This window comes from Micromonospora sp. NPDC005173 (assembly GCF_040608515.1).
GTDB lineage: Bacteria > Actinomycetota > Actinomycetes > Mycobacteriales > Micromonosporaceae > Micromonospora.
Genome location: NZ_JBEXIK010000026.1, coordinates 64447 through 87876, shown reverse-complemented (window position 1 = coordinate 87876; position 23430 = coordinate 64447). Strand labels below are relative to the sequence as shown.

Genomic DNA, 23430 nt, shown 5'->3' with positions numbered 1-23430 from the left:
GCGACACCTGCTACCCATCACCAAAACGACCACCGCCACCTCGCCCGAAACACCGCAACCAACCAACCAACGGGCTTAATGAAAGACGGAGGCTAGCCCCAACGGATAGCTGTGCTCCTGGTTCAGTCGAACGTTCCCCGCTGAGTCCAAGCCCGGCAAAATCGTCAGGTGATGCCGATTAGTGCCAGCGGCGGGTGCACGCGCAGATCGGTGATTGCGTAGACGGTCTCGGTGGTGAGCCTTCTCCACTTCGGACGATCAACAAGGCGTAGGAACCTCGATGACTATCTGAACGGTCATGCCCGCCTGCTACCACCAGCACGGGCACGTCTACACCAACCACATCAAGCCGGGCACCCCACGACTTCGCCGGGCATTGGTTGCGACTATGTGCGGCATGCGGGATCTCTCCGATCGTGTCGACTTGTATCTTATCTGCGGCACCCGCGCAACGGGCAGTTCACTACTGCTCAGAACTGCTCGGGTTGTTGGAGTCCACGGCTGTCGCCGGTCATCCGCAGGCGTTCTTCCGCTCACCTGATGAACCACTGTGGGTCGACCGCTGGCAGATCCGCCGCACCGCCGAGGGTGGGTTCAACTACGCGGACTACGTGCAGACTGCGCTGGCCGCCGGCCGGGCAGACAACGGGTGTTCGGCGCGAAGCTCGTCCGCGTAGCGACGCGAAGCGCCCTTGATGCCGGCCGGGTGGCGTGGATACTTGGCGCGCCTGGGGACGGACTTGTCTGCCCCCAGCCGGTCCGGCGTACAAGACGGCGGCGGAGGCCGATTCCAGCGACGTGTTGAGGGAGCCCGTAGTGGATATCGACGCGCTGCTCCCACGCGGACGGACACCGCGGGACTATCTGGACGTCGTTGCGGACCCACGAATCGATCAGGACGGGCTGCGTACTCTTGCCCGCAATCCCTACTCGTTCGTGCGGCTGGCCGTCGCCAAGGACATTCGCACAGGCGCGGCAACCTTGACCGAGCTGCTCGCAAGCGAGTTCAACCAGTGGGACCGTACCTACCTGCTCCGGCTCGTCGCTCAACACCCACAGGCGGACCGAGGTGTCCTGCTCAAGGTCCTACAGGAGGCCGACGTCCTGCTACGTCAGCCCGACGCTCGACCGTATGCCGCAGCGATTGTGCTAGCCAGTCGCCAAGAGTTGGAACCTCATGAGGTTCGCCGCTTGCATGGCCTACCGGGTGCATCGCGACGGATGCGTCGGGGCGTGGAGCGGGCACTCGCGCGACGACCATGAAACCCGAGGGCAGGCCCGGACTTGCTGACTACGGTTCACGATCATGGAAGCCTCGATCGCAGGCGTTCTCTTCTACGGCCTGAGCCTGCCTTCTACATCCCGTTGCAGAGGCACCATTGCGTCAGTCAGTTATCGAGGTGCCATTCCGTCCCGGACATGGAGGGCCAATGCCGCCGCACGAGGCGCAGCGACCGTTCATCGCGCTCGGCGCGATGTCGATGAGAGTGTTACTGCAGGCGTATTCAGCGGCGGCGCGGCGCGGAGCAAGCAGCGTCGGCACCCTCGACCTGCTGTGCCGGGTGGCGCTTTACGCCAAGTCGGTCCCGCCGTGGCTGCTTGCGGGCTCAAACGGTGCGAACCTCATGCGGATGGTTGCAGATCCGCGCCGGATCCCAGCCGGGCGAACAGTCAGCGAACTGTTGTCCGAGTCGGTCAGCGAGTTCGACCAGGAGGTGCAAGCGATTCTGCGCGAGGTCGAGTGGAGAATCAACCGCCGGCCGGACAGGCGGCTCAGAAATCCTGACGTGCAGGACATGCGCCCTCGCCCATCGTGGACGAATGGCGTTCGTACGGCCCTGGCCGGCGCGCTGCATGCCGCGCGCGACAACCGTGTACCGTTCGCCAACCTGTCTCATCTCGTGCTCGGCATGCTGCAGCTGCGCGGCTGCGACGGGACCCACTATGTATTCCCCTCTGAGTACGCGCGGCTGTCGGCCATTGACCGGTTGGGCGCCGAGCCGACGATGTGCAGGACCGACGAGCCCTATCCGGACCTCGACGACGAAAGGTTGGCGCTCTGGCCAGGCTCTGGGTCGCTGCTCGACCGACTCGCGGGACGGTTTTTCGCGCGCGCATCTCGACTCAGCCGCCTCGGCCCGATCCTGGTCGGAGTCGAGTTCGAGGCGAAACGCCAGGCAATCCGGCTCGACCATGACGTGATCGGCCCACTGCACATCCTGCTCGCGGTGCTCACACATGACGCCTCGCTCGAAGCGGCCCGACTCCGGGTGCCCGGCCACACTCCGGCCGCAACCGAGGTTCGGCCGTCCTGCGCATCCCCGGTGTCGATGCCGACCGCCTGCGCCTGCTGGCCGCGCGGCGCGGCGGGCCCGAGGAGCCGCCGGCCGAGGTGCTCACCAAGCAACTGAGCAGTCAGCGCCCAGGCGACCCGTTCACGGGCACCGACGTCGTCACCGCGATGGCACGAGCCATGGAAATCTCGCTTGCCTACCGGCACCCCGACACGGGTACCAGTCACCTCTTGCTTGCGCTGATCGAGGACGATGCCGGCGACGGCAGCGCTATTCTGCGCGACCTCAGCGTCGACCCGACGGCGCTACGAGCGCGCGTCGAGCAAGACCTTCGTGCCGCACCCGCCGCTTGGTAACCGCCGGCCGGCCAACAACCAGCCGTCCTTTCGTGAACGACACCGCCGAGGGACTACGGAAGGTTGACCAACTCAATACGGACTTCGGCGGCCGTAGTGATCGCTTCGACCGGGAGCGGAAAGCCGCTGACCTGGGGGTGATGCTGGTGCGCCCGGCAGGATTCGAACCTGCGGCCTTGGGATTAGAAGTCCCCTGCTCTATCCGCTGAGCTACGGGCGCGTGGCGTGGATGTCGCGCCAAGAGGGTACCGCCGCCCCGCCGGCCGGCGGGGAAAAGGGTGCCCGCGTCCACGTTGCCGAGCAGGGTCTCACGGAGGACGGGTGGCCGGCATCCGGGTTCCCACGGACCGACCCGGCGCTGGACCGTACCCTCGGCTGGTGCTGCTGGACTCCGAGGCCGAGAACGACGTCGCCTACGAGCTGTGCCAGATCGTCGGCCGCGCCATCCTGCCGTACCGGTCGTCGGACGACACCGATCATCGCTTCGGCACCGCGTTCTTCTTCCAGGGCACCGACGACCCGGTGGGGGAGTCGCTGCTGACGGCCGCCGACCTCGTCGGTACCCCGGGCGGGGAGTTGGGTCTGCGGCCGAGCGTGACCGAGCCGGCCGGGGTCGCCCCGGCCGCCGTCATGGAGGGCGAGATCAGGCCCGGCTGGGCACGCTTCCCGAGCGACGGCGTCGCGGTGCTGCCTACCGGCGGGTTGCACCGGTACGCCGGCGACGGTGGCTGGTCGTGGCGGGTCCAACCGGTGCCCGCCGGGATCGCCGCCGGCCCCGAGGTGGTCGCCCGCCTCGGCGCCGACGCGACCTCCGCCTTCGTGCTGGCCCACGGGGTACGCGAGGACGGGTCGCGGCCCCTGGAGGTGGCGATCGAGCGGGTGGTCCGGGACGGGGACACCGTGCGGATCACCACGGAGCTCCCACCGGGGTACGTCGGGGCGCCGGTCTTCGTCGTGCAGGCCGACGCCACCGGGGAGGTGTCGCTGTACTGCCTGGGTCTGGTGCTGCCCGGCGTCGGTGGTCACCCGGTGGCGACCTTCGACCGGATCCGGGCCGTCCTCCCGCCCACGCCGGGCGACGCCTGAGGCGCGACCCGCGCCGACTCGCCGGCGGGTACGACTGCCGCCAGCGAGCCGTTGTCCGGTCGGGTCAGCCGACGGCCGTCGCCGCACCTGCCGGATCGGACGCCGGACGCCGAATTTTCGGCAGCAAGGCTCCGTCCCCCGTCGACGTGGTGTCGGGCGAGGCGGTGTCCGTTGGGGCGGCGCCGGGCGAAGCAGCGTCGGTCAAGACGGTGTCAGCCGGGCCTGCCGGGGCGGTGGGGCCTGCGGCGAGGAACGCCTCGGCCCACCGGCCGACCTCGTCGAAGACCTTCCGGCGTACGGCGGGGCCGGAGAGCGTGAGGTCGTGCAGCCCGCCGTCGAAGCGGGCCAGGGTGACGTGGCGGCCGAGGCGGGGCGCGTACCGGACCATGTGCTCGACATCCAGCACGGCGTCGGCCAGGGTCGCGTTGTCGTGCCATTTGGTACCCCGGAACGAGCGGGTCGAGCAGGCCATCAGCACCGGCACCTGGATGTCCAGCCCGGCGCGCAGTCGGCGTTGGCCGGTGCGGATCGCGTTCAGCCAGCCGGCCCGGACCGGGAACCCGCCCAGCGGCTTCCACGCCAGGTCATAGGTCCACTCGCCGCGGTGGTCGGCGTGGAGGCTCTCGCCGTACACCTTGCCCAGCCCGAGCGGCAGGATGCGGTGCGGCGCCCTGCGGCCCAGCCGGGAGGCGGCGGCCGCGAGGGGTCGGCGCACCGCCCAGGGGGCGTTCAGGTCGAAGAAGGGGCTGTTGAGCACCAGCCCGTCGACGGTGCCGGCGTCGCGGCGGGCGTCCGCCCAGAGCGAGATGATCAGGCCGCCGGTGGAGTGGCCCATCGCCAGCAGGGTGTCGTGCCCGTCGTCCTTGCGGATGATCTCGGCGGCGGCGTCCAGCTCGGGGAAGTAGTCGCTGATGTCCTGGCAGAAGTTCGGGGTCTGGTGCGGGAGCAGGCTGCGACCGTACTTGCGCAGGTCGAGGGCGTAGAAGTCCCAGCCCCGTTCGGCGAAGAAGTCGGCCAGGTGGGTCTGGAAGAAGTAGTCGACGAAGCCGTGCACGTAGAGCACGGCCCGCCCGGTGGGGCGCTCGGCCCGCCGCCGGACCAGGGTCGCGACGACCGGTCCCTCGTCGTCGGTGCCCAGGTCGATCGTCTGCCGCTCGTACGGCGGCCCCAACACGTCCGGTTCCACGTTTGCGACGCTACGCCGGCAACCTACCGAGCGGTAGCCCCGCGCCCCGCGTGCACCTGTCCGCCCCGCGATCTTGCACTTGTTGCCTCCGCGCGGAAGGCGCGAGAGGTGCAAGATCGCGGGGCGGAGAGGGGCGCGGTTAGGCCGTTTCCGCGTCGGCGCGGCTCGGGTCGGCGGCCGGTAGTGCCTCCGGCTCCTCGGTTGGGTCGACCTGGCCCTGCGGCTGGCTGACGTCGCGCAGGTGCTTGTTGTGCCGGGGCTCCTGCCGGGTCTTGGCGTCGTTGAGTCGCCGGCGCAGGTCGTCACGGACGTCGTTGAGCGCGGCGTGCAGGTCCTCCTCGGCGGAGGTGGTGACGATCTTCTGGCGGCCGGCGACCCAGCACTCCAGCGTGACCTTCTGCCCCCGGACCTCCCGGTCCTTCACCGACACCTCCAGCTCGGTGGCGTCGGCGTGGAAGCTGGCCAGCCGGGCGTCGAGGGTGGCGAACTGCTCGGCGATCCAGGTGCGGTCGCCCTGCGAGAACCCGGTGCCAACCCGCAGGCATTCCGCCACGGTGGCCGGGTTCGCCACGGCGCTCATCGCCGCGCCTCGGAAGCGGTTGCGGAGCCGATGGTGGTGATCATCATGGCGCTGACCTCTCGTCGACGTGGAGCTGTCGGTGGTGCCTTGATCAAGTCCATACCCAGTTCGGCCGGACCCGGAACCGCCGTCCGCCGCCCGAGTGGGTTGGCCGTACCACACCGGGCCGTGATCAGGGCGTTGTCCACAGGTGGCTTCGTCATCCACAGGTCGGGGTGGGGTGCTGGCGGAGGCGGTCCAGACCGCTCAGGCTCGTGCCGAGTCGACTCGCGCTGGCAGGCCCCCGATCCCCTGGAGGGACGATGTTCGACACCTACGTAGCAATTGTCGGCAATGTGCTGACAACGCCCGAGTGGCGACGTACCACCCAGAGCAACACGCTGGTGGCCAACTTCAAGGTCGCCTCCACCGCCTGCCGGCTCGACCGGGACACCGGCCGCTGGGTTGACGGCAACTCGCTGCGGGTTCGCGTCAACTGTTGGCGCAAGCTCGCCGAAGGGGTGGCTGCGTCGGTGATGGTCGGTGACCCGGTGGTGGTCTGCGGCCGGCTCTACACCCGCGACTGGACCGATGACGCCGGTAACCACCGCACGCTCTACGAGCTGGAGGCGGTCGCCGTCGGCCACGACCTGTCCCGGGGTCGGGCGCGGTTCCTGCGCAACCGGCCGAGCACGACGACCAGCACGGTGGAGGACGCGGACGCGGAGAGTCGCGTGCACGGCGAGCCCACCGAGCCGGTACCGGCCGGGCAGGCGCCCGTCCTGCCCGACGACCGTCCGCTGGACGACGACTTCGAGCTGTCCGACTTCGGCGCGCCGCACACCAGCCCGTTCGCCGACACCAGCCCGTTCGCCGATGCCGGCCCGGTCGACGACGGCGCTCCCGTCGGCGGCGGCGGCGTGCAGGCCGGGGACGACGACGACGAACTGGCCCTCCCGCCCAGAACGGACGACGACGACCTGGACGACGAGCGGGATGACGAGTTGGGCCCGGTGCCGGACGAGGTGGAGCCCGCGCCGTCCGGTCGGGGGCGGCGTGGCCGGGGGCGGGTCCCGCAGCCGGCGTGACCTTTAGCTCGACCGTCCCAGCCTGTCGTGGACGGCGGCTGGGACGGGGTCCATTCCGGGCTGTCTCGGACGGTGGCCGGGATGGCGGTTCCACCGATGCGAGAGAGCCGCGTCGGTGGGCTGGTGGTTCGCAGGCACGTCACGACGGGGGCGGGGTGGCGACGCGACCGGCGTCGTCACCCCGCGTGACCGCAAGGGCGGGGCCTCGTCCGCGTTGGCCGGGGCGGTTCACGGGCGTGCTGGGCCGGCTCGTGGGCGCGGCGGCCCGCATTGGGGGCGCGCCTGCCGACGGGCTCGTGGAATGCGGCGGGCCGGGTTGGTTCACGGGGTGCTCGTCTAGGCTGGCCGGCCGGAGGTGGTGTGCGTGCGACGGACAGCGCCGGTGGCGAACGCGGTGGGGCTGCTGGCCGGGTACGCGCTGGACAGGCTGCTCGGCGACCCACGCCGGTGGCACCCGGTGGCCGGCTTCGGGCAGGCCGCCGGTGCGCTGGAGCGTCGCCTCTACCAGCCGGACCGGACGGCAGGTGCGGCGTTCACCGCGCTGGCGGTGGGCGGGCCGGTGCTGCTCGGTGCGATCGCCGCGGCAGCCACCCGCAATCGGCCGGTCACCCGGGCAGTGCTCGTCGCTGCCGGCACCTGGACCGTGCTGGGCGGTCGCACGCTGCGACAGGAGGCCACCGTCATGGGGCAGACGCTGCGTGACGGCGACCTGCCCGCCGCCCGGGGACGCCTCGGTAACCTCTGCGGCCGGGACCCGTCGACCCTCGGTGAGTCGGAGCTGGCCCGGGCCACCGTCGAGTCGGTGGCGGAGAACACCTCCGACGCGGTGGTCGCCCCGCTGGTCTGGGGTGCGGTTGCCGGCCTGCCCGGGCTGCTGGGCTACCGCGCGGCGAACACCCTCGACGCGATGGTCGGGCACCGGTCGGCGCGCTACGCCCGGTTCGGCACCCCGGCAGCTCGCCTGGATGACGTGCTCAACCTGGTGCCGTCCCGGCTGACCGGGCTGCTCACCATCGCCGTCTCGCCGGTCGCGAACGGCAACCGGGAGCAGGCCTGGCGCGTGTGGCAGCGTGACCGCAACGATCACCCGAGCCCCAATGCCGGTCAGTGCGAGGCGGCGATGGCCGGCGCTCTCGGCGTCCGCCTCGGTGGCCGAAATGTCTACTTCGGGCGCTCCGAGGTGCGCCCTTTCCTGGGTGACGGCCCCCGCCCCGAGGCGCGCCACCTGAAGCGGGCCGCCCAGATCTCCGGCGCCGTCGGCCTGGCCGCCCTCGGGCTGGCCGTCGCGTACCCGCTGACCGTCGGGCGCCTGGCCGGCGCCATCGGCCGACGCGGGCTGATCGCCGCCCTTGGCCGACGCGGGCCGGTTGACGGCGTTGGCCGGCGTGGCTCGGGCGGCGGCGGTGGGCGCGGGCTGGTCGCCGCCATTGGTGGGCACGGATCGGGCGGTGCCGGTGCGCGGCCGCGCGGTTGGCGAGCCGTCGCGGCGAGGCGGGGGAGCGGGCGGTGAGCGGCGGGTTGCTGGTTGCCGGCACCACCTCCGACGCCGGCAAGAGCGTCCTCACCGCCGGCATCTGCCGTTGGCTGCACCGGCAGGGCGTGAAGGTGGCGCCGTTCAAGGCACAGAACATGTCGAACAACTCGGCGGTGGTGGTCGGGCCGGACGGGCGCGGCGGCGAGATCGGCCGGGCCCAGGCCATGCAGGCCGCCGCCTGCGGGCTCGCCCCGGACCTGCGGTTCAACCCAGTGCTGCTCAAGCCGGGCAGCGACCTGGCCAGCCAGGTGGTGCTGCTCGGCGAGGCGGTCGACACGATCACGGCCGGCACCTTCCGGCAGCTGCGTCCCCGGCTGGCGGAGACCGCGTACGCGGCGCTGGCCGAGTTGCGTGCCGCGTACGACGTGGTGATCTGTGAGGGTGCCGGCAGCCCGGCGGAGATCAACCTGCGGGCCGGTGACTACGTCAACATGGGGCTGGCCCGGCACGCCAACCTGCCCACCATCGTGGTCGGCGACATCGACCGGGGCGGCGTGTTCGCCTCGATGTTCGGCACCGTGGCCCTGCTCGATCCTGCCGACCAGGCGCTGATCGCCGGCTTCGTGATCAACAAGTTCCGGGGTGACCTCGGCCTGCTCCAGCCGGGGCTGGACATGCTGCGGCAGGTGACCGGCCGCCCCACGTACGGGGTGCTGCCCTGGGCGCTCGACCTGTGGCTCGACGCCGAGGATTCGCTCGCCTACGGGCGGGTGCTCGGTCGACCGGCCGCCCCGCACGGCACCGAGTGGCTGGACGTTGCCGTCGTCCGGCTGCCCCGGATCAGCAACGCCACCGATGTGGAGGCGCTGGCCACCGAGCCGGGCGTCCGGGTACGCCTCACTGTCGAACCGGCCGAGCTGGCCGCCGCTGACCTGGTTGTCCTGCCCGGTTCCAAGTCGACCGTGGCGGACCTCGCCTGGCTCCGCGAGACCGGCCTCGCCGACGCGATCGCCACCCATGCGGCGGCCGGTAAGCCGCTGCTCGGCATCTGCGGTGGCTTCCAGATGCTCGGCCGGGCGATCCACGACACGGTGGAGAGCCGTCAGGGCAGTGTCCCGGGCCTCGGCCTGCTGCCCATCGAGATCACCTTCGACCCGCGCAAGACCGTCCGGCAGTCGGTGGGCACGGCCGGCGACGACCTGCCGGTGCGCGGCTACGAGATCCACCATGGGTACGTCTCCCGCGCCGACCCCGCCCTGACCCCGCTGCTGACCGTGGCTGACGGCACCGGCGAGGGTGCGGTGCTCGGCGCCCTGCACGGCACGCACTGGCACGGCACGTTCGAATCCGACGGGTTCCGCCGCCGATTCCTCACCGAGGCGGCCCGGCTGGCCGGACGCACCGGATTCCGGGTCGCTCCGGACAGCAGTTTCGCCGCCGCCCGGGAACGCTCGCTCGACCTGCTCGGTGACCTGGTTGAGGAGTACCTGGACACCGACGCCCTCTGGCGCCTCATCGAGACCGGGCCACCCCCCGGCCTCCCCTTCATCCCACCCGGGCCGCCACCGGCCTGACCGGGCCGGGCGTGCCTTGGCCTGAACCGGGCCGGGCGTGCCTCGGCCTGCTGGTTGGGCGGTCTGGTGGGCCGCCTATGGCGACAGCAACGTCAGTGGCGGATGTCGGCCGGGCGGTCAGTGGTGGGGAGGCCGGCGGCGAGCCACGCGTCGACGCCACCGATCATGTCGGTGGCCCGGCGCAGCCCGAGGGTCTGCAGGCTGGCGGCGGCCAGGCTGGAGCTGTAACCCTGCCGGCACACCAGCACGATCTCCCGGTCGTAGGCGGTGGCCTCCGGGATGCGCCAGGCGCTGGCCGGATCGAGCCGCCACTCCAGCACCGTCCGGTCGATGACGACCGCCCCGGGCAGGTCGCCCTGCTCGCGGCGCTGCATCTCGGTACGGGTGTCGACCAGCAGCGCGCCGCCGCGGACCGCCTCGACGGTCTGCTGCGGAGTCAGTCGGTGCAGCCCGGCGCGGGCCTGTTCGAGCAGGGCGTCGATGCCGGGGCTCATCACGTCTCGGAGCACCACCCGATCATGCCGATTCGGGTGCCACCCCGGGCGGCGAACGGTCGCGGCGTCACCCGTCGCCGCCCCAATTCCCCCGGACGTGACGGTGCCCGGCCATGGCCGTCAGCCGGACGTGTCAGCCCGGCCCACGCTGGCCGCTGATTCCGCGTGATCGACTCGGTTTCCCCGACATCGCGGTATCCCTCACGGCGGATACCGCGATGTCAGCGATCTGGAGTCGATCACCCTGACCTGTGGCGGCGGCGGCATACTTCGGTCGTGTACGAACTCGCCAGCCGAGGCCCGCTCGTCGACGGCATCCACCATCCCGCCCTGAGGCGGCCGGAACACGCGAGGCCGCGCTGACCTCCGAAACCGGCCGGCCGGCGCCGGGCCACGAGGCCGGGGACGTCGGGGGATTGGCCGATGGGGCCGGGGACGTCGGGGGATTGGCCGACGGGGCCGGGGACGTCGGAGGATTGGCCGACGGGGCCGGGGACGTCGAGGGAATGGCCGATGAGGCCGAGGACGTCGGGGGATTGGCCGACGGGCCCGGGGACGTCGGGGGATTGGCCGACGGGCCCGGGGACGTCGGAGGAATGGCCGATGGGGCCGAGGACATCGAGGAGGCACCCGGCCACTTGACCGGCAGGTCGACCGTGGTGGTCGTCGAGGCGTACGCCGAGTTGGCCCGCCGGGTGCTCGCGGGCCCGGCGCGGTTGGGGCGGACCCGGTTGGTGGCGGTCGACGGGCCGAGCGGCGCGGGTAAGAGCCGGTTCGCCGCGCACCTCGCGGACGCCCTGGCGGTGCTGGCCGGTGGTGAACGGCCGCCGGTGGTGCACACCGACGACCTGCTGGACGGCTGGGACGACCAGCTCACCTTCTGGCCGCGCCTGGACGAGCAGGTGCTGGCCCCGCTGCGCGCCGGGAGGCCCGGTGCCTACCGGCGCTACAGCTGGATCCGGCGCTGCTTCCTGCCCCACCCGGTCCCGGTGCCGGCCGGGCCGGTGCTGGTCCTGGAAGGGGTCAGCGCCGCGCGCGCCCTCGTCCGGCCGGAGCTGACCCTGGCCGTCTTCGTGACCGCGCCCGCGCCGTTGCGGCTGGCCCGCGCGGTCGCCCGGGACGGGCCGGAGATCCTGCCCGAGCTGCGCCGCTGGCACGCCGGGGAGCGGGCGCACTTCGAGGCCGACGACACGGTCACCCGGGTCGACCTGGTGGTCGACGGTGCGCCGACCCTGCCGCACGACGCCGAGCGGTACTACGTGCGCACCCGTTGACCCGAGCGGGGCATGGACGCCGGCCACCGGCTGGGGCACGATGCGGGAAAGGTCGGGTACGGCGAACGGGGAGCCACATGTCGGCAACGGACACGCCCGCACGGCGTCGGATCACCCTGACCGGCATCAGCTCCCGGGCCTGGGAGCACCCGGCCGACCGCGGCGCTCTGGTCGCGTTGCGGGAGCTGCGCGGGTTCGACGACGTGCTGCGGGCGTTCTTCGGCATGTGGAACGAACGCGGCTTCCGGCTCTCCGTGCTGGCCTCCGGCATCCGGGTCGACCACCGGCAGTATCCGGCGGTGTGGCAGCGCTACACGGAGGCCGCCGCGGCGCTCGACGTGGCGGAGCTGCCCGAGCTGTACGTGACCCAGTCGCCCTGGCTGGGGGCCGAGGCGGTCGGCCTGGACCGGCCGTTCATCGTGCTCAACTCCGCCTGCGTCCAGCAGTTCGACGAGGACGAGCTGCGCTGTCTGCTCGGCCACGAGTTGGGGCACGTCGGCAGCGGGCACGCGGTCTACAAGACGATGCTGATGATCCTCACCCGGTGGGCGGCCAACCTGAGCTGGTTGCCGGTCGGCGCGTTCGCGCTGCGGGCGATCATCGCGGCAATGCTGGAGTGGTGGCGTAAGGCGGAGCTGTCCGCCGACCGGGCCGGTCTGCTCGCCGGGCAGGACCCGGCCGCCGCGCTGCGGCTGCTGATGAAGCTCGCCGGCGGCGGTGACCTGTCCCAGATCGACACCACCGCCTTCCTGGAACAGGCCGCCGAGTACGCCGGCGGCGGCGACCTGCGGGACAGCCTGCACAAGATCCGGATGACGGCCTGGAGCACCCATCCGGCGCCGGTGGCACGGGCCGCCCAGTTGCGGCAGTGGATCGACTCCGGGGCGTACGGGCGGGTGCTGGCCGGGGACTACCCGCGCCGCGACGACGACGGCTCGACCAGCGTCTCGGAGGAGATCAAGGCGGCTGCCGAGTCGTACCGGGAGGAGTTCAGCCGGTCCACCGACCCGCTGGTCGGATTGCTGCGTCGGCTCGGTGACGGCGCCAGCGACGTCGGCGAGTGGGTGGGCGGCACCGCCGGTCGGACCCGCTCCTGGATGGATGCCGCCACCGAGGCCGCAGGCCGCGCGCAGCGCGCCGGTCGGGCCGCGCCGGGCGCTCCGGCGGGTGCCGGCTCGCCGGGTGGCGGTGAGGGTACGGGCTCGGCCGGCACGTCGGGGTAAGGCCGGCATACGATGCCGGTCATGACCACACCGATCATGTCCGAGTCCGAGGTGCGGGCCGCCGTCGAGCGGGAGATGCCCGGAGTCCGGGCCGACCTGGAACGCCTCGTCCGTATCCCCGGCATCGCCTTCGAGGGCTTCGACCACTCGCACGTGGAGCGCTCCGCCGAGGCGGTCGCCGAGCTGCTGCGCGGCTGTGGCCTGGACGTCGACATCGTGCGTTCCGGCGGGCAGCCCGCGGTGATCGGCCGTCGGGCCGCCCCGCCCGGCGCGCCCACCGTGCTGCTCTACGCCCACCACGACGTGCAGCCGGTCGGCGACCGGTCGCTGTGGGAGTCCGACCCGTTCGAGCCGGTGGAGCGGGACGGCCGGCTCTACGGGCGGGGCGCCGCCGACGACAAGGCCGGCATCATGGCGCACATCGCGGCCCTGCGCGCGTACGGGGACGCACTGCCGGTCGGCGTGGTGCTCTTCATCGAGGGCGAGGAGGAGTACGGCTCCGACTCGCTGGAGCAGCTGCTGGCCGAGCACCGCGACGAGATCGCCTCGGACGTCATCGTGATCGCCGACTCCGGCAACTGGGACATCGGCGTACCGGCGTTGACCACCTCGCTGCGCGGCATCGTCAACTGCTTTGTCGAGGTCCGCACGCTGGACCACGCGGTGCACAGCGGCATGTTCGGCGGTGCCGTCCCGGACGCGCTCACCGCGCTGGTCCGGCTGCTGGCTACCCTGCACGACGACGCTGGTGACGTGGCGGTGGACGGGCTGGTGGGCCGCGAGGGCGCTGTCGTCGACTACCCCGAGGATCGGGTTCGGGCCGAGGCCGGGCTGGCCGAGGGCGTGCAGTTCATCGGCACCGGCCGGATCACCGACCGGCTCTGGACCAAGCCCGCGCTGGCGGTGCTCGGCATCGACGCCCCGTCGACCGGCGAGGCGCCGAACGCCCTGGTCCCGTCCGCGAAGGCGAAGCTGAGCATCCGGCTCGCTCCGGGCGACGAACCCAAGCGGGCGTACGCGGCGGTGCGCGCGCACCTGGAGAAGCACGCGCCGTGGGGTGCCCAGGTGACGGTCAGCTTCGAGCACGACGGCGATCCGTGCGTGATCGACGCGTCCGGGCCCATGTTCGACGCCGCCCGCTCGGCGTTCCGGACCGCCTGGGACGGCACCGATCCGGTGGACATGGGCGTCGGCGGCTCGATCCCGTTCATCGCCACCTTCCAGGAGATGTTCCCGAAGGCCGCGATCCTGGTGACCGGTGTGGAGGACCCGCACGCCCGCGCGCACGGGCCGAACGAGAGCCTGCACCTCGGAGAATTCGCCCGGGTCTGCCTCGCCGAGGCGCTGCTGCTGGGCAAGGTGGCTGCGGCGGGCACGAACGGGAGCTAGGTGTCGGAACCGTAACTTCCGGTCTGATCTGGGAGTTTGCGGTGTGTCGGGCGCGGGGCTGTTATAGCCTTTCGAACATGAGTACGAACGAGGTGATGGCCCGGTTGGGGGCCGCCGTCAGCGCGCTGGGGGACGTCGACGTCTCCGCGTGGTCCGAGGACACGCTCAACGAACAGCTCGGTGAGCTCTCCGCCGCCCTGGTCGCCCTCGACTCGGTGCTCTCCCGGGTCGCCGGCGAGGTCCGCGCCCGGGGGCTGCGCATCGAGGAACCCGTCTCCGCCTGATCCGCCACCCAGCAGGGTGGCGGCACCCTGCCGACACCGCCCGGGCACGGCAATGCCCGGGCGGTGTCGGAGGTGGCTGGCAGGATGAGGTCCGTGCGGTTCATCGACCTGGCGGCCACCTCCGCCGCCGTGGGCGCCACCAGCGGCCGGCGGGCCAAGGTGGAGCTGCTCGCTGACGCGCTGCGTCGGCTCGACCCGGCCGAGGTGGAGCCCGGCGCCGGCTATCTCGCCGGTGAGCTGCGCCAGCGACAGACCGGGGTGGGCTACGCGAGCCTGCGTGACCTGCCACCGCCGGTCGCCGAGCCGACGTTGACCGTGGCCGCCGTCGACGCGGCCATCGAGCAGATCGCCGCCGTGCAGGGCGCGGGCTCGCAGGCCCGGCGCCGGGCGCTGCTCGGCGCCCTCTTCGCGGCGGCGACCGCCGACGAGCAACGGCTGCTCACCAATCTGTTCAGCGGCGAGCTGCGCCAGGGCGCCCAGGCCGGGCTGCTCGCCGACGCGGTGGCCCGAGCCGCCGAGGTGCCGGTCGCGGTGGTCCGTCGGGCCCTGCTGCTCGCCGGTGACCTGCGCGCGGTGGCCGTGGCCGCGCTGGCCGGGGGCGCCGCCGAGCTGGCCGGGTTCGGCCTGCGGGTCGGCCGGCCGCTGGCGCCGATGCTCGCCCAGAGTGCCCCCTCGGTCGACGAGGCGTTGGCCGCGACCGGCACGCCGGCCGTGGTCGACGTGAAGCTCGACGGCATCCGCATCCAGGTGCACCGCTCCGGCAGCGACATAGCCGTCTTCACCCGCAGCCTCGACGAGATCACCTCCCGGGTGCCCGAGGTGGTCGCCGCCGTCCGTGCCCTGCCCGGTCGGGAGTTGGTGCTCGACGGCGAGGCGATCGGCCTGGACGAGACCGGCCGCCCGCTGCCGTTCCAGCAGACCTCCAGCCGGGCCGCCCGGCGCACCACGCCCAGCACCACCGGGCGCACACCGGTTGCTCCGGCGGTGCTCGCAGCCGCCGCCAGCACCGGCCAGGCCGTGCTGACTCCGTACTTCTTCGACCTGCTGCACCTCGACGGTGACGATCTGATCGACCTGCCCGGCCGGGAGCGGTGGGCCGCGCTCGCCGGCGCGGTCGACGCGTCGCTGCTGGTCGGCCGTATGGAGGTCGACGGTCCGGAGCAGGCCGGGGCCGCGTTCGCCGCCGCCCTCGACGCCGGCCAGGAGGGCGTCGTGGTCAAGGCGCCGGACGCCCCGTACGACGCAGGCCGGCGCGGCGCGGCCTGGGTCAAGGTCAAGCCCCGGCACACCCTCGACCTGGTGGTGCTCGCCGTGGAGTGGGGCAACGGCCGACGGCAGGGCTGGCTGTCCAACCTGCACCTCGGCGCCCGCGACCCACGCACCGGTGACTTCGTGATGCTCGGCAAGACGTTCAAGGGGCTCACCGACGAGCTGCTGCGCTGGCAGACCGAACGCTTCCTCGACCTCGCCGTCGAGCGCGGCGACTGGGTGGTCCGGGTCCGTCCCGAGCAGGTGGTGGAGATCGCCTTCGACGGGGTGCAGACGAGTTCGCGCTATCCGGGCGGCATGGCGCTCCGGTTCGCCCGGGTGGTGCGGTATCGCGACGACAAGTCCGCCGCCGAGGCGGACACCATCGACGCCGTCCGCGCCATCCACGCCGGCCGGGCCACCGGCTGACCGGCGGTCAGGCGGAGGGGCTCGGCGTCGGCGTCGGCTCGGCGGCCCGGTCCAGCGGGGCCGGGGTGATGCCGGCGGCGCGGCGGGCCTCCCGGCGGGCCACCCAGCCGTAACCGAACAGGGACATCACGGCGAAGAGCCACCACTGCACGACGTAGCCGAGGTTCTGCCAGTTGTTGGCGTGCCCGACCGGCACCGCCTTGAACATGGGGTCGGCGGCCGGGGTCTGCTCGTCCAGCAGCACGTAACCGCCGTACACCGGGTAGGGCAGCTCACGGGCCAGCCGCGTCACGCCGACCCGTCGGGTCTCCAGCCGACCGTCGCGCCGGTCCACAGCGCCGGCGCCGCTCTCGGTCTCGTGCACCCGGCCGACCACCGTCACGTCGCCGGTCGGTGCGGCGGGCACCTGCGGCTGGGCGGTCGCCCCACCCGGTGCCGGCGGGATCCAACCACGGTCCACGAGTAGCGCGGTGCCGTCGGGGAGCACCAGCGGGGTGAGCACCTCGAAGCCGACCCGGCTGTCCACCGTCCGGCCGCGGACCAGGACAGTGTTCGTCGGGTCGTACCGGCCGGTGGCGGTGATCCGGGTCCAGACCCTGTCCTCGGCGGGGGCCGGGCCGGCCGTTCCCGCACCACCGGTGGGGGCGCGCAGCGCGTCGGTCAGCGGCACCGGGGCCATCCGCAGGCCGGCGTCGATCCGCTCGTTGATCTCGGTGCGCCCTTGGTAGCGGTCCATCTGCCAGTTGCCGAGCAGCACCATGACCGCTGCGGCGACCAGGGTCAGCGCGAACGCGCCCAGCCAACGTGGGCTCAGCAGGAACCGGTACACGGCACCGAGGCTACCCGTATGACCGGGGCCACTGACCTCGGCCGGGTCGGAACGGTCGAGCCGGCCCCGGTTGGCGGTGCTCGCGCGTCGGGCCGGGCGGGTATCGTCACGCGGACGGACCGGCCCCCCGGTCGGCCGTCGCGCGAATCCGCCGCCCCCGCGAGGAGTCGATGATGACCGTCGTGCCGCGTCTGGTGCTCAGCGCGCCGTCCTCCGGGCACGGCAAGAACGCGCTGGCGATCGGGCTGCTCGCCGCCCTGGCCGAGCGGGGTGTCGACGTCGCCGGGTTCAAGCTCGGCCCGGACCACGTCGACGCCGCCTATCTCGGCCTCGCCGCCGGTCGGCCCGGTCGGGTGATCGATCCCCGGCTGGTCGGCGTCGACCGGCTCGCCCCGCTGGTCGCGCACGGCGCCGCGGGCGCCGGGCTCGCCGTGGTGCAGGGCAGCATGGGGCTGTACGACTCGGTCGGTGGCCGCCCGGAGCAGGAGTCCACGGCCGCCGCGGCCGCCGCACTGCGCAGCCCGGTGGTGCTGGTGGTCGACGTGGCCGCGATGGGGCAGTCGGTTGCCGCCTTGGTGCACGGTTTCCGCTCGTACGACGAGCAGCTCTGGCTCGGCGGGGTGATCCTCAACCGGGTGGCGTCCTCGCGGCACGAGGGCATGCTGCGCGAGGCGCTGGACGACGTGGGCGTGCCGGTCTACGGCGCGCTGCGCAGGCAGGACCTGCCGGCGGTGCTGCCGTCGCGTCGGCACGGTGTGGCGCCGGTCGTCGACGGGTCCGCCGATGCCGCCCGCGCGGTCCGCCGGCTGGGCGAGGCGGTCGCCGCCACGGTCGACCTGGAACGGCTGCTCGGTCTGGCCCGCTCCGCCCCGCCGCTGCCCGCCGAGGCATGGTCACCGGAGGAGGCGCTCGGTTCGGTGCCGGTCCTGGCGGACCGCCCGCTGGTGGCGCTGGCCGGTGGGCCGGGCGGCAGCTTCAGCCACCCGGAGACCGCCGAGCTGCTGCGGGCCGCCGGCGCCGAGGTGGTCACGATCGATCCGCTGCGCGACGAGGCGCTGCCGGCCGGCACCCGTGCGCTGGTCGTCGGCGGCGGGCTGCCCGAGGCGTACGCCGAGCAGTTGTCGGCCAACCGGCGGCTCTGCATCGCCGTGGCCGAGTTGGCACGCACTGGGCGTCCGGTGGTCGCCGAGGGCGCCGGTCTGCTCTGGCTGGCCCGGGAGATGGACGGGCTGCCGATGTGCGGGGTGCTGGACGCGGTCGGTGTCAGCCGGGACGGGCTGGTGGCTGGCTACCGGCAGGCGACCGCCCAGACCGACAGCGTGGTCGCCGCGACCGGCACGATCCTGGTCGGGCACAAGGAGCATCGCGCGGTGCTCACCCCGCGTGCCGGTCAGCGGCCGGCGTGGAGCTGGGACGGTGGCGCGCCGGAGGGTTTCGTCTGGCGCAACGTGCACGCCTCCCAGCTCACCCTGCACTGGGCCGCCCACCCGGCGACCGCCGCCCGGCTGGTCGCCGCGGCGGCGACCGACCCGGTGACCGAGGGCGTGCCCGCGCAGCCCGGCGGGGTGCCGGCGTGATCGGTCAGGTGGCGGTGCGCCGCTTCCCGGCGTTGACCGTGTCCACCCCGCGCACCGAGGTGCGGCGGCTCACCGCTGCGGATGCGTCGGCGGCCGGGGAGATCTTCGCCGACAAGCTGACCCGGCGCTGGCTGCCGCTGGCCGACGACTCCGGTCCGATCGACGGGCACGCCTGGTGCACCGATCTGGCCCGGCAGCGCCGCGACAGTGGCGAGGGGGACCACTACGCGGTGCTGCGTCGGGAGGATGACCAGGTGGTGGGCTCGCTGTGGACGCGGCGCACCGACTGGGGCGCACGGCTCACCGAGGTCTCCTACGCGATGGCCCCGCACGCGCGCGGCTTCGGCCTGGCCGCCGAGGCGGTGGACGCGGTGGCCATCGCGTTGATCCTGGAGCACGACTTCCAGCGGGTCGAGCTGCGGGTGGCTCCCGGCAACCTGGCCTCCCGCCGGGTCGCCGAGAAGGCCGGCTTCAGCTATGAAGGGTTGCTGCGCAACGCTGGTTTCGTCCGCGGCGGCCGGGTCGATCTTGAGCTGTGGTCGTTCGTGGCGGCCGACCTGCGCTGACCCTCCCTGGGCCGGTCACCCGACGATGGCGTCCGACGGTGGGGTGAACTGGCGGGTGGGTTGGCCCTTCAGGCCGTCGCGCAGGGTTTCCGCGACCGCCGCGATCGGGATCTGGGACTGCCCGTCACCCACCGCGTTGAACGGGTTGTCCGGGTCGGAGATGAAGCTGGCCGCGGCCAACTCCGGGGTGTAGGCGACGAACCAGGCGGACCGCGTGCTGTCGGTGGTACCGGTCTTACCGGCCACCGGGCGGCCGACCGTACCCCGGACGCTGTCGGCGGTGGACCAGCCGCCGCAGCCTCCGCGCGCCGGGGTGTCCCCGGTCGGGCAGCGGGCGGCGTCGGTGGCCGCCCGGGCGGCGTCCGCGCTGACCACCTGCCGGCAGCGCGGCTTGGCCACCTCACGGTGGAGGCCGCCGGGGGTGACGGACGTGGCCGGCGTGCCATCCCGGTTCATGATCGCCGACACCGGGATCGCCTCGCAGTAGCGGCCGTCGGCCGCGACGGCGGCGTAGGCGTTCGCCATCTCCAGTGGGGTGGCGTCGGAGACGCCCAGCGTGAACGCGCCCCACTTCTTCACCTTCGTCGGGGACGCCTGTTCCCGGTCGACGTCGGTGCGCCAGCGCAACCCGAGTTGTTCGGCCAGCCGCACCGCCCGATCCGCGCCGACCTTCTCCTCCAGCCACACGAAGTACGTGTTGACCGACTTGCCGAAGCCGGACCACATGGTCTGCTGCCCGGTCATGGCGCCGCTGGCGTTGGACGGCGCCCAGCCGTCGTAGACCGCTGACTTGTACCGGTACGGCGCGTTGAACGAGGTGGAGAGCGTCATCCCGGAGTCCAGGGCGGCCAGCATCGGGAACATCTTGAACGTCGACCCGGCCTGGTAGCCCGGCAGGTCGCCGCCGCCGAGCAGTGGCGCCACCGTGTTCGGGTAGTTGGCCTTCACCTTCGGCCCGGCCTCGGGGTTGGAGCTCTGTGGGTTCTCGCTCAGGTCCAGCGAGTACGTCCGGTTCACCGCCATCGCCTTCACCCGCCCGGTGCCCGGCTCGGCGACCACGATGCCGTTGGCGAACGGGCTGCCGGTGCCCTCCTTGGCGCCGACGTTCTTCTCGGCCGCCTCCTGGATCTTCGGATCGATGCTGAGCACGATCCGGTAGCCGCCCCGGCGCAGCTTGTCCATCCGTTCCAGCCGGTTCTCCCCGAACGCGGGCTGCGCACTCCACCAGTTCTTCAGGTAGTCGCAGGCGAAGCCCCAGCTGTTGTACTTGTCCGGCACCGCCGCGCAGTCGTTCGGCGGGTTGGTCAGCTTCAGCCGGATCGGCTCGGACTTCGCGGCGGCGGCCGAGTCGGGGGAGAGGTAGCCGAGTTGGCTCATCCGGTCCAGAACGTAGTTGCGCCGCCCGGTGGCCTCCTTCTGGTCGGAGTCGGCCGGGTCGTACTCCGACGGCGACTTGACCAGCCCGGCCAGGGTGGCCGCCTCGACCGGGGTGAGGTCCTTGGGGGTCTTGGAGAAGAAGATCTCGCTGGCCGCGTAGATGCCGTACGCCCGGTGCCCGAAGTACGCCGAGTTCAGGTAGCGCTCCATGATCTTTTCCTTGCTCATCTCCTTCTCCAGGTCCAGCGCCATCCGCATCTCCTTGACCTTGCGCAGGCTGGTCTGCTGGGTGGCCTCCTGGACCTCCTTGGGGGTGGTCGCGCTGTCCCGCAGGGCCATCCGGACGTACTGCATGGTCAGCGTCGAGGCGCCCTGGGAGACCCCGTTGGAGCGGGCGTTGGAGACGAAGGCTCGGGCCACGCCCTTCGGGTCGACGCCGTGGTGCTGGTAGAAGCGGGAGTCCTCGGCGGCGACGATCGCCTGCTGGATGTTCGGCGACATGTCCGACAGCTTGGTGTACTGCCGGTACTCCTCGTAGAACATGGTCAGCACGGTCTTGCCGTCCGGGGCGTAGAGGTACGAGGTCTCGGCGGGCAGGGCGGTGGTCAGCAGCTTGGTCTTGTGCTCCACGGCGTGCGCGGTGGCCTTCGCGCCGAGCCCGGTGAGGGCGACCAGCGGGTACGCGGCGGCGGCGATCACGATGCCGGCGATCAGCCCGGCGCGGAGTAGAGGAACGAGTCGACCAGCGGCAGCAAGGGGTCGGTTGCTCACATGGCCAAGTTATGACATTTCCGATTCGAACATGAGAAGAACTCATAAACCGCCGGGTGGTGATGCGGCTTACGTCGAGATCGGCTGTCCCACCGGCCGCCTTCCCGGCAGGATCGCGGACATGTGTGATCAGCCGAGCGTGCTGGCACCGGCCGCCGGGGCCGGGGCCGGGGCTGCCCCCGAGCCGGACCTGGCGCACCACGGCGACACGGAGGCGAGCGCCGGCCTGGTCGACCTCGCCGTCAACGTCCGCCGGGCACCGCTGCCGGAATGGCTGGCCGGCCCGATCGCCGCCACCCTCACCGATCTGGCCCGCTATCCGGACCCGGCGCCAGCCCGTGCCGCGGTCGCCGCCCGGCACCGGCGTCACCCGGACGAGGTACTGCTCACCGCCGGCGCCGCCGAGGGCTTCGTGCTGATCGCCCAGGCGCTGCGCGGCATCCGCCGTCCGGTGGTGGTGCACCCCCAGTTCACCGAGCCGGAGGCGGCGCTGAGGGCCGCCGGCCACCCGGTCGAGCGGGTGCTGCTGGACCCCGCCGAGGACTTCCAACTCGACCCGGACCGGGTGCCCGCCGATTCCGACCTGGTGATGATCGGCAACCCGACGAACCCCACCTCGGTGCTGCACCCGGCGCGGACCCTGGCCGCGCTGGCCCGCCCGGGCCGGGTACTGGTGGTCGACGAGGCGTTCGCCGACACCACCGCCGTCCGCGGGCGGCCCGGCGAGCCGGAGTCGCTGGCCGAGCGGCGTGATCTGCCCGGGCTGCTCGTGCTGCGCAGCCTCACCAAGACCTGGGGCCTGGCCGGCCTGCGGATCGGCTACCTGCTCGGCGCGCCGGAGCTGCTGTCCCGGCTGGCCGCCGTCCAGCCGCTCTGGGCCGTCTCCACCCCCGCGCTGGCCGCCGCGTCGGCCTGCGCCACCCCCGTCGCGGTCCAGGCCGAACGCGTGATCGCCGCCGAGCTCGCCGCCGACCGCGACCACCTGGTCGCCCGCCTGGCCGACCTGCCCGGGGTACGCGTCGCCGGCCGCCCGGCCAGCGCGTTCGTGCTGCTGCATTTGCCGGGCGCGACCCGGGTCCGGGAGGCTCTGCGCGATCGGGGTTGGGCGGTACGCCGGGGCGACACCTTCCCCGGCCTCGGCCCAGACTGGCTGCGGGTGGCCGTGCGCGACCGATCCACCACCGACGCGTTCGTCGCGGTGCTGCGCGAGACCATGGAGGCATGATGCTGGAGACCACGATCGCGGCGATCCGGCCGCTGGACGAGTCGGCCATGACCGACGCCCGCGAGCTGCACGGCCGGCTGACCAAGCCGGCGGGGTCGCTGGGCGCGCTGGAGGACCTGTCGGTACGCCTCGCCGGCCTCGCCGCGGCCTGCCCGCCGCCGGTGCCCGAGCCGGCCGCGGTGGCGATCTTCGCCGGTGACCACGGAGTGCACGCTCAGGGGGTGACCCCGTGGCCGCAGGAGGTCACCGGGCAGATGATCGGCAACTTCCTGGCCGGTGGGGCCGTGGTCAACGCGTTCGCCCGGCAGGCCGGTGCCTCGGTCACCGTGGTCGACGTCGGCGTGGCCACCCCGCTACCCGCCCAGCCCGCCGCTGAGGCGTCCGGCCCGGCCATCCTCGACCCGTCCGTGCCCCGGTTCGTCAGCGCGACCGTGCGCCGGGGCACCCGGGACCTCGCGGTGACCGCCGCGCTCACCCGGGACGAGGCGCGGGCGGCGGTGCAGACCGGCATCCGGATCGCCGACGAGCTGATCGACGCCGGGGCCGGCATCCTGCTCACCGGGGACATGGGCATCGGCAACACCACCCCGGCCGCCACGCTGATCGCCGCGTTCACCGGTGCCGACCCGCTCGACGCCACCGGCCGGGGCACCGGGGTCGACGACCCGACGTACGCCCGCAAGGTGGCGGTGGTGCGGGCCGCGCTGGCCCGGCACGCCCCCGACCCGGCCGATCCGCTGGGCGTGCTGGCCGCCGTTGGCGGGCTGGAGCACGCCGCGCTGGCCGGGCTGATCCTGGGCGCCGCGGCCCGCCGCACGCCGGTGCTGCTGGACGGCGTGATCGCGGTCTCCGCCGCGGTCTCCGCCGCGGCGTTCGCGCCGGACGCGGTCGGCGCCATGGTCGCCGGCCACCGCTCGACCGAGCCGGGCGCGACGGTGGCGCTGCGCCACCTCGGCCTCGACCCGCTGATCGACCTGGGCCTGCGCCTCGGTGAGGGCACCGGCGCGCTGCTGGCGCTGCCGGTGGTCACCGGCGCGGTCCGGGTGCTGCACGAGGTGGCCACCTTCGACTCGGCTGGCGTGGCCGAGAAGTGAGCGAGCGCACCGGGCGAGCCATCCGGCGCGACA

21 protein-coding genes, 1 tRNA gene and 1 pseudogene are annotated in these 23430 nt (G+C 72.9%); 17 read left to right on the top strand and 6 right to left on the bottom strand.

Features of this window, described 5'->3' with window-relative positions; all coding sequences use genetic code 11:
• Positions 1-416 precede the first annotated feature (416 nt).
• The 4 genes from ABZV00_RS25190 to ABZV00_RS25175 all read left to right on the top strand — a co-directional run bounded on the left by ABZV00_RS25190 (position 417) and on the right by ABZV00_RS25175 (position 2650).
• Positions 417-677, top strand: coding sequence for a Stf0 family sulfotransferase (locus ABZV00_RS25190; protein WP_355610142.1), 261 nt, complete (start codon positions 417-419; stop codon positions 675-677).
• 139 nt (positions 678-816) lie between these two features.
• The gene (locus tag ABZV00_RS25185) at positions 817-1263 is read left to right on the top strand and encodes a hypothetical protein (protein ID WP_355610140.1); all 447 of its coding nucleotides are present in this window, start codon (positions 817-819) and stop codon (positions 1261-1263) included.
• Positions 1264-1430: 167 nt separating this feature from the next.
• Complete coding sequence (locus tag ABZV00_RS25180) at positions 1431-2411, top strand: hypothetical protein (protein WP_355610138.1); 981 nt, start codon at positions 1431-1433, stop codon at positions 2409-2411.
• Entirely contained in the window at positions 2393-2650 is a 258-nt protein-coding gene (locus ABZV00_RS25175) for a Clp protease N-terminal domain-containing protein (RefSeq protein WP_355610136.1), read from the top strand. The genes ABZV00_RS25180 and ABZV00_RS25175 overlap by 19 nt, the downstream gene beginning before the upstream one ends.
• A gap of 144 nt (positions 2651-2794) precedes the next feature.
• Here the strand turns inward: ABZV00_RS25175 and ABZV00_RS25170 are convergent.
• Positions 2795-2870, bottom strand: a tRNA-Arg gene (locus tag ABZV00_RS25170).
• A gap of 158 nt (positions 2871-3028) precedes the next feature.
• Between ABZV00_RS25170 and ABZV00_RS25165 the strand changes: the two genes are divergently transcribed.
• Positions 3029-3736 carry a hypothetical protein gene (locus ABZV00_RS25165; protein ID WP_355610134.1) on the top strand — a complete coding sequence of 236 codons (708 nt, stop codon included), beginning with the start codon at positions 3029-3031 and terminating at the stop codon, positions 3734-3736.
• Positions 3737-3800: 64 nt separating this feature from the next.
• Here the strand turns inward: ABZV00_RS25165 and ABZV00_RS25160 are convergent, their stop codons facing one another.
• Both ABZV00_RS25160 and ABZV00_RS25155 read right to left on the bottom strand, forming a co-directional pair.
• A complete protein-coding gene (locus ABZV00_RS25160; protein ID WP_355610132.1) occupies positions 3801-4922 on the bottom strand; it encodes an alpha/beta hydrolase in 1122 nt (373 codons plus the stop codon).
• A 139-nt stretch (positions 4923-5061) separates the two neighbouring features.
• A complete protein-coding gene (locus tag ABZV00_RS25155) occupies positions 5062-5502 on the bottom strand; it encodes an HPF/RaiA family ribosome-associated protein (RefSeq protein WP_355610130.1) in 441 nt (146 codons plus the stop codon).
• Between the two features lie 302 nt (positions 5503-5804).
• Here ABZV00_RS25155 and ABZV00_RS25150 point away from each other — a divergent pair, with 302 nt between their 5' ends.
• The 3 genes and pseudogenes from ABZV00_RS25150 (at position 5805) to ABZV00_RS25140 (ending at position 9617) form a co-directional block, all read left to right on the top strand.
• Complete coding sequence (locus tag ABZV00_RS25150) at positions 5805-6569, top strand: single-stranded DNA-binding protein (protein WP_355610128.1); 765 nt, start codon at positions 5805-5807, stop codon at positions 6567-6569.
• A 364-nt stretch (positions 6570-6933) separates the two neighbouring features.
• Positions 6934-7902: pseudogene (locus ABZV00_RS25145) on the top strand (cobalamin biosynthesis protein); the annotation flags it as partial.
• A gap of 173 nt (positions 7903-8075) precedes the next feature.
• Positions 8076-9617, top strand: a complete 1542-nt coding sequence (locus ABZV00_RS25140; RefSeq protein ID WP_355610126.1) for a cobyric acid synthase — start codon at positions 8076-8078, stop codon at positions 9615-9617.
• Between the two features lie 92 nt (positions 9618-9709).
• On the opposite strand, the gene ABZV00_RS25135 is transcribed toward ABZV00_RS25140, so the two are convergent.
• Positions 9710-10111, bottom strand: coding sequence for a rhodanese-like domain-containing protein (locus ABZV00_RS25135; RefSeq protein WP_328426043.1), 402 nt, complete (start codon positions 10109-10111; stop codon positions 9710-9712).
• Between the two features lie 596 nt (positions 10112-10707).
• Between ABZV00_RS25135 and ABZV00_RS25130 the strand changes: the two genes are divergently transcribed.
• The 5 genes from ABZV00_RS25130 (at position 10708) to ABZV00_RS25110 (ending at position 15958) form a co-directional block, all read left to right on the top strand.
• The gene (locus ABZV00_RS25130; RefSeq protein WP_355610124.1) at positions 10708-11385 is read left to right on the top strand and encodes a hypothetical protein; all 678 of its coding nucleotides are present in this window, start codon (positions 10708-10710) and stop codon (positions 11383-11385) included.
• Between the two features lie 77 nt (positions 11386-11462).
• Entirely contained in the window at positions 11463-12608 is a 1146-nt protein-coding gene (locus ABZV00_RS25125) for a M48 family metallopeptidase (protein WP_355610122.1), read from the top strand.
• 36 nt (positions 12609-12644) lie between these two features.
• Complete coding sequence (locus ABZV00_RS25120; RefSeq protein WP_355610154.1) at positions 12645-13997, top strand: dipeptidase; 1353 nt, start codon at positions 12645-12647, stop codon at positions 13995-13997.
• Positions 13998-14074: 77 nt separating this feature from the next.
• On the top strand, positions 14075-14281 hold the full coding sequence (locus tag ABZV00_RS25115) for a hypothetical protein (protein ID WP_030333429.1): 207 nt from the start codon (positions 14075-14077) through the stop codon (positions 14279-14281).
• Positions 14282-14365: 84 nt separating this feature from the next.
• Positions 14366-15958, top strand: a complete 1593-nt coding sequence (locus ABZV00_RS25110) for an ATP-dependent DNA ligase (protein ID WP_355610120.1) — start codon at positions 14366-14368, stop codon at positions 15956-15958.
• A gap of 7 nt (positions 15959-15965) precedes the next feature.
• Here ABZV00_RS25110 and ABZV00_RS25105 read toward each other — a convergent pair whose 3' ends face one another.
• Positions 15966-16787: an SURF1 family protein gene (locus ABZV00_RS25105; RefSeq protein WP_328419569.1), complete on the bottom strand. Its 822-nt coding sequence runs from the start codon at positions 16785-16787 to the stop codon at positions 15966-15968.
• Positions 16788-16960: 173 nt separating this feature from the next.
• Between ABZV00_RS25105 and ABZV00_RS25100 the strand changes: the two genes are divergently transcribed.
• Together ABZV00_RS25100 and ABZV00_RS25095 are read left to right on the top strand one after the other, a co-directional pair.
• Entirely contained in the window at positions 16961-18364 is a 1404-nt protein-coding gene (locus ABZV00_RS25100; RefSeq protein WP_355610117.1) for a cobyrinate a,c-diamide synthase, read from the top strand.
• Complete coding sequence (locus ABZV00_RS25095; RefSeq protein WP_328419565.1) at positions 18361-18930, top strand: GNAT family protein; 570 nt, start codon at positions 18361-18363, stop codon at positions 18928-18930. Before ABZV00_RS25100 ends, ABZV00_RS25095 begins: the two co-directional genes overlap by 4 nt.
• Positions 18931-18945: 15 nt before the next feature.
• Here ABZV00_RS25095 and ABZV00_RS25090 read toward each other — a convergent pair whose 3' ends face one another.
• Entirely contained in the window at positions 18946-21078 is a 2133-nt protein-coding gene (locus ABZV00_RS25090; RefSeq protein WP_355610115.1) for a transglycosylase domain-containing protein, read from the bottom strand.
• Between the two features lie 121 nt (positions 21079-21199).
• Between ABZV00_RS25090 and cobC the strand changes: the two genes are divergently transcribed.
• The gene (gene cobC, locus ABZV00_RS25085) at positions 21200-22303 is read left to right on the top strand and encodes an Rv2231c family pyridoxal phosphate-dependent protein CobC (RefSeq protein ID WP_355610113.1); all 1104 of its coding nucleotides are present in this window, start codon (positions 21200-21202) and stop codon (positions 22301-22303) included.
• Complete coding sequence (gene cobT / locus ABZV00_RS25080) at positions 22303-23397, top strand: nicotinate-nucleotide--dimethylbenzimidazole phosphoribosyltransferase (RefSeq protein ID WP_355610153.1); 1095 nt, start codon at positions 22303-22305, stop codon at positions 23395-23397. Before cobC ends, cobT begins: the two co-directional genes overlap by 1 nt.
• Positions 23398-23430: the final 33 nt, after the last annotated feature.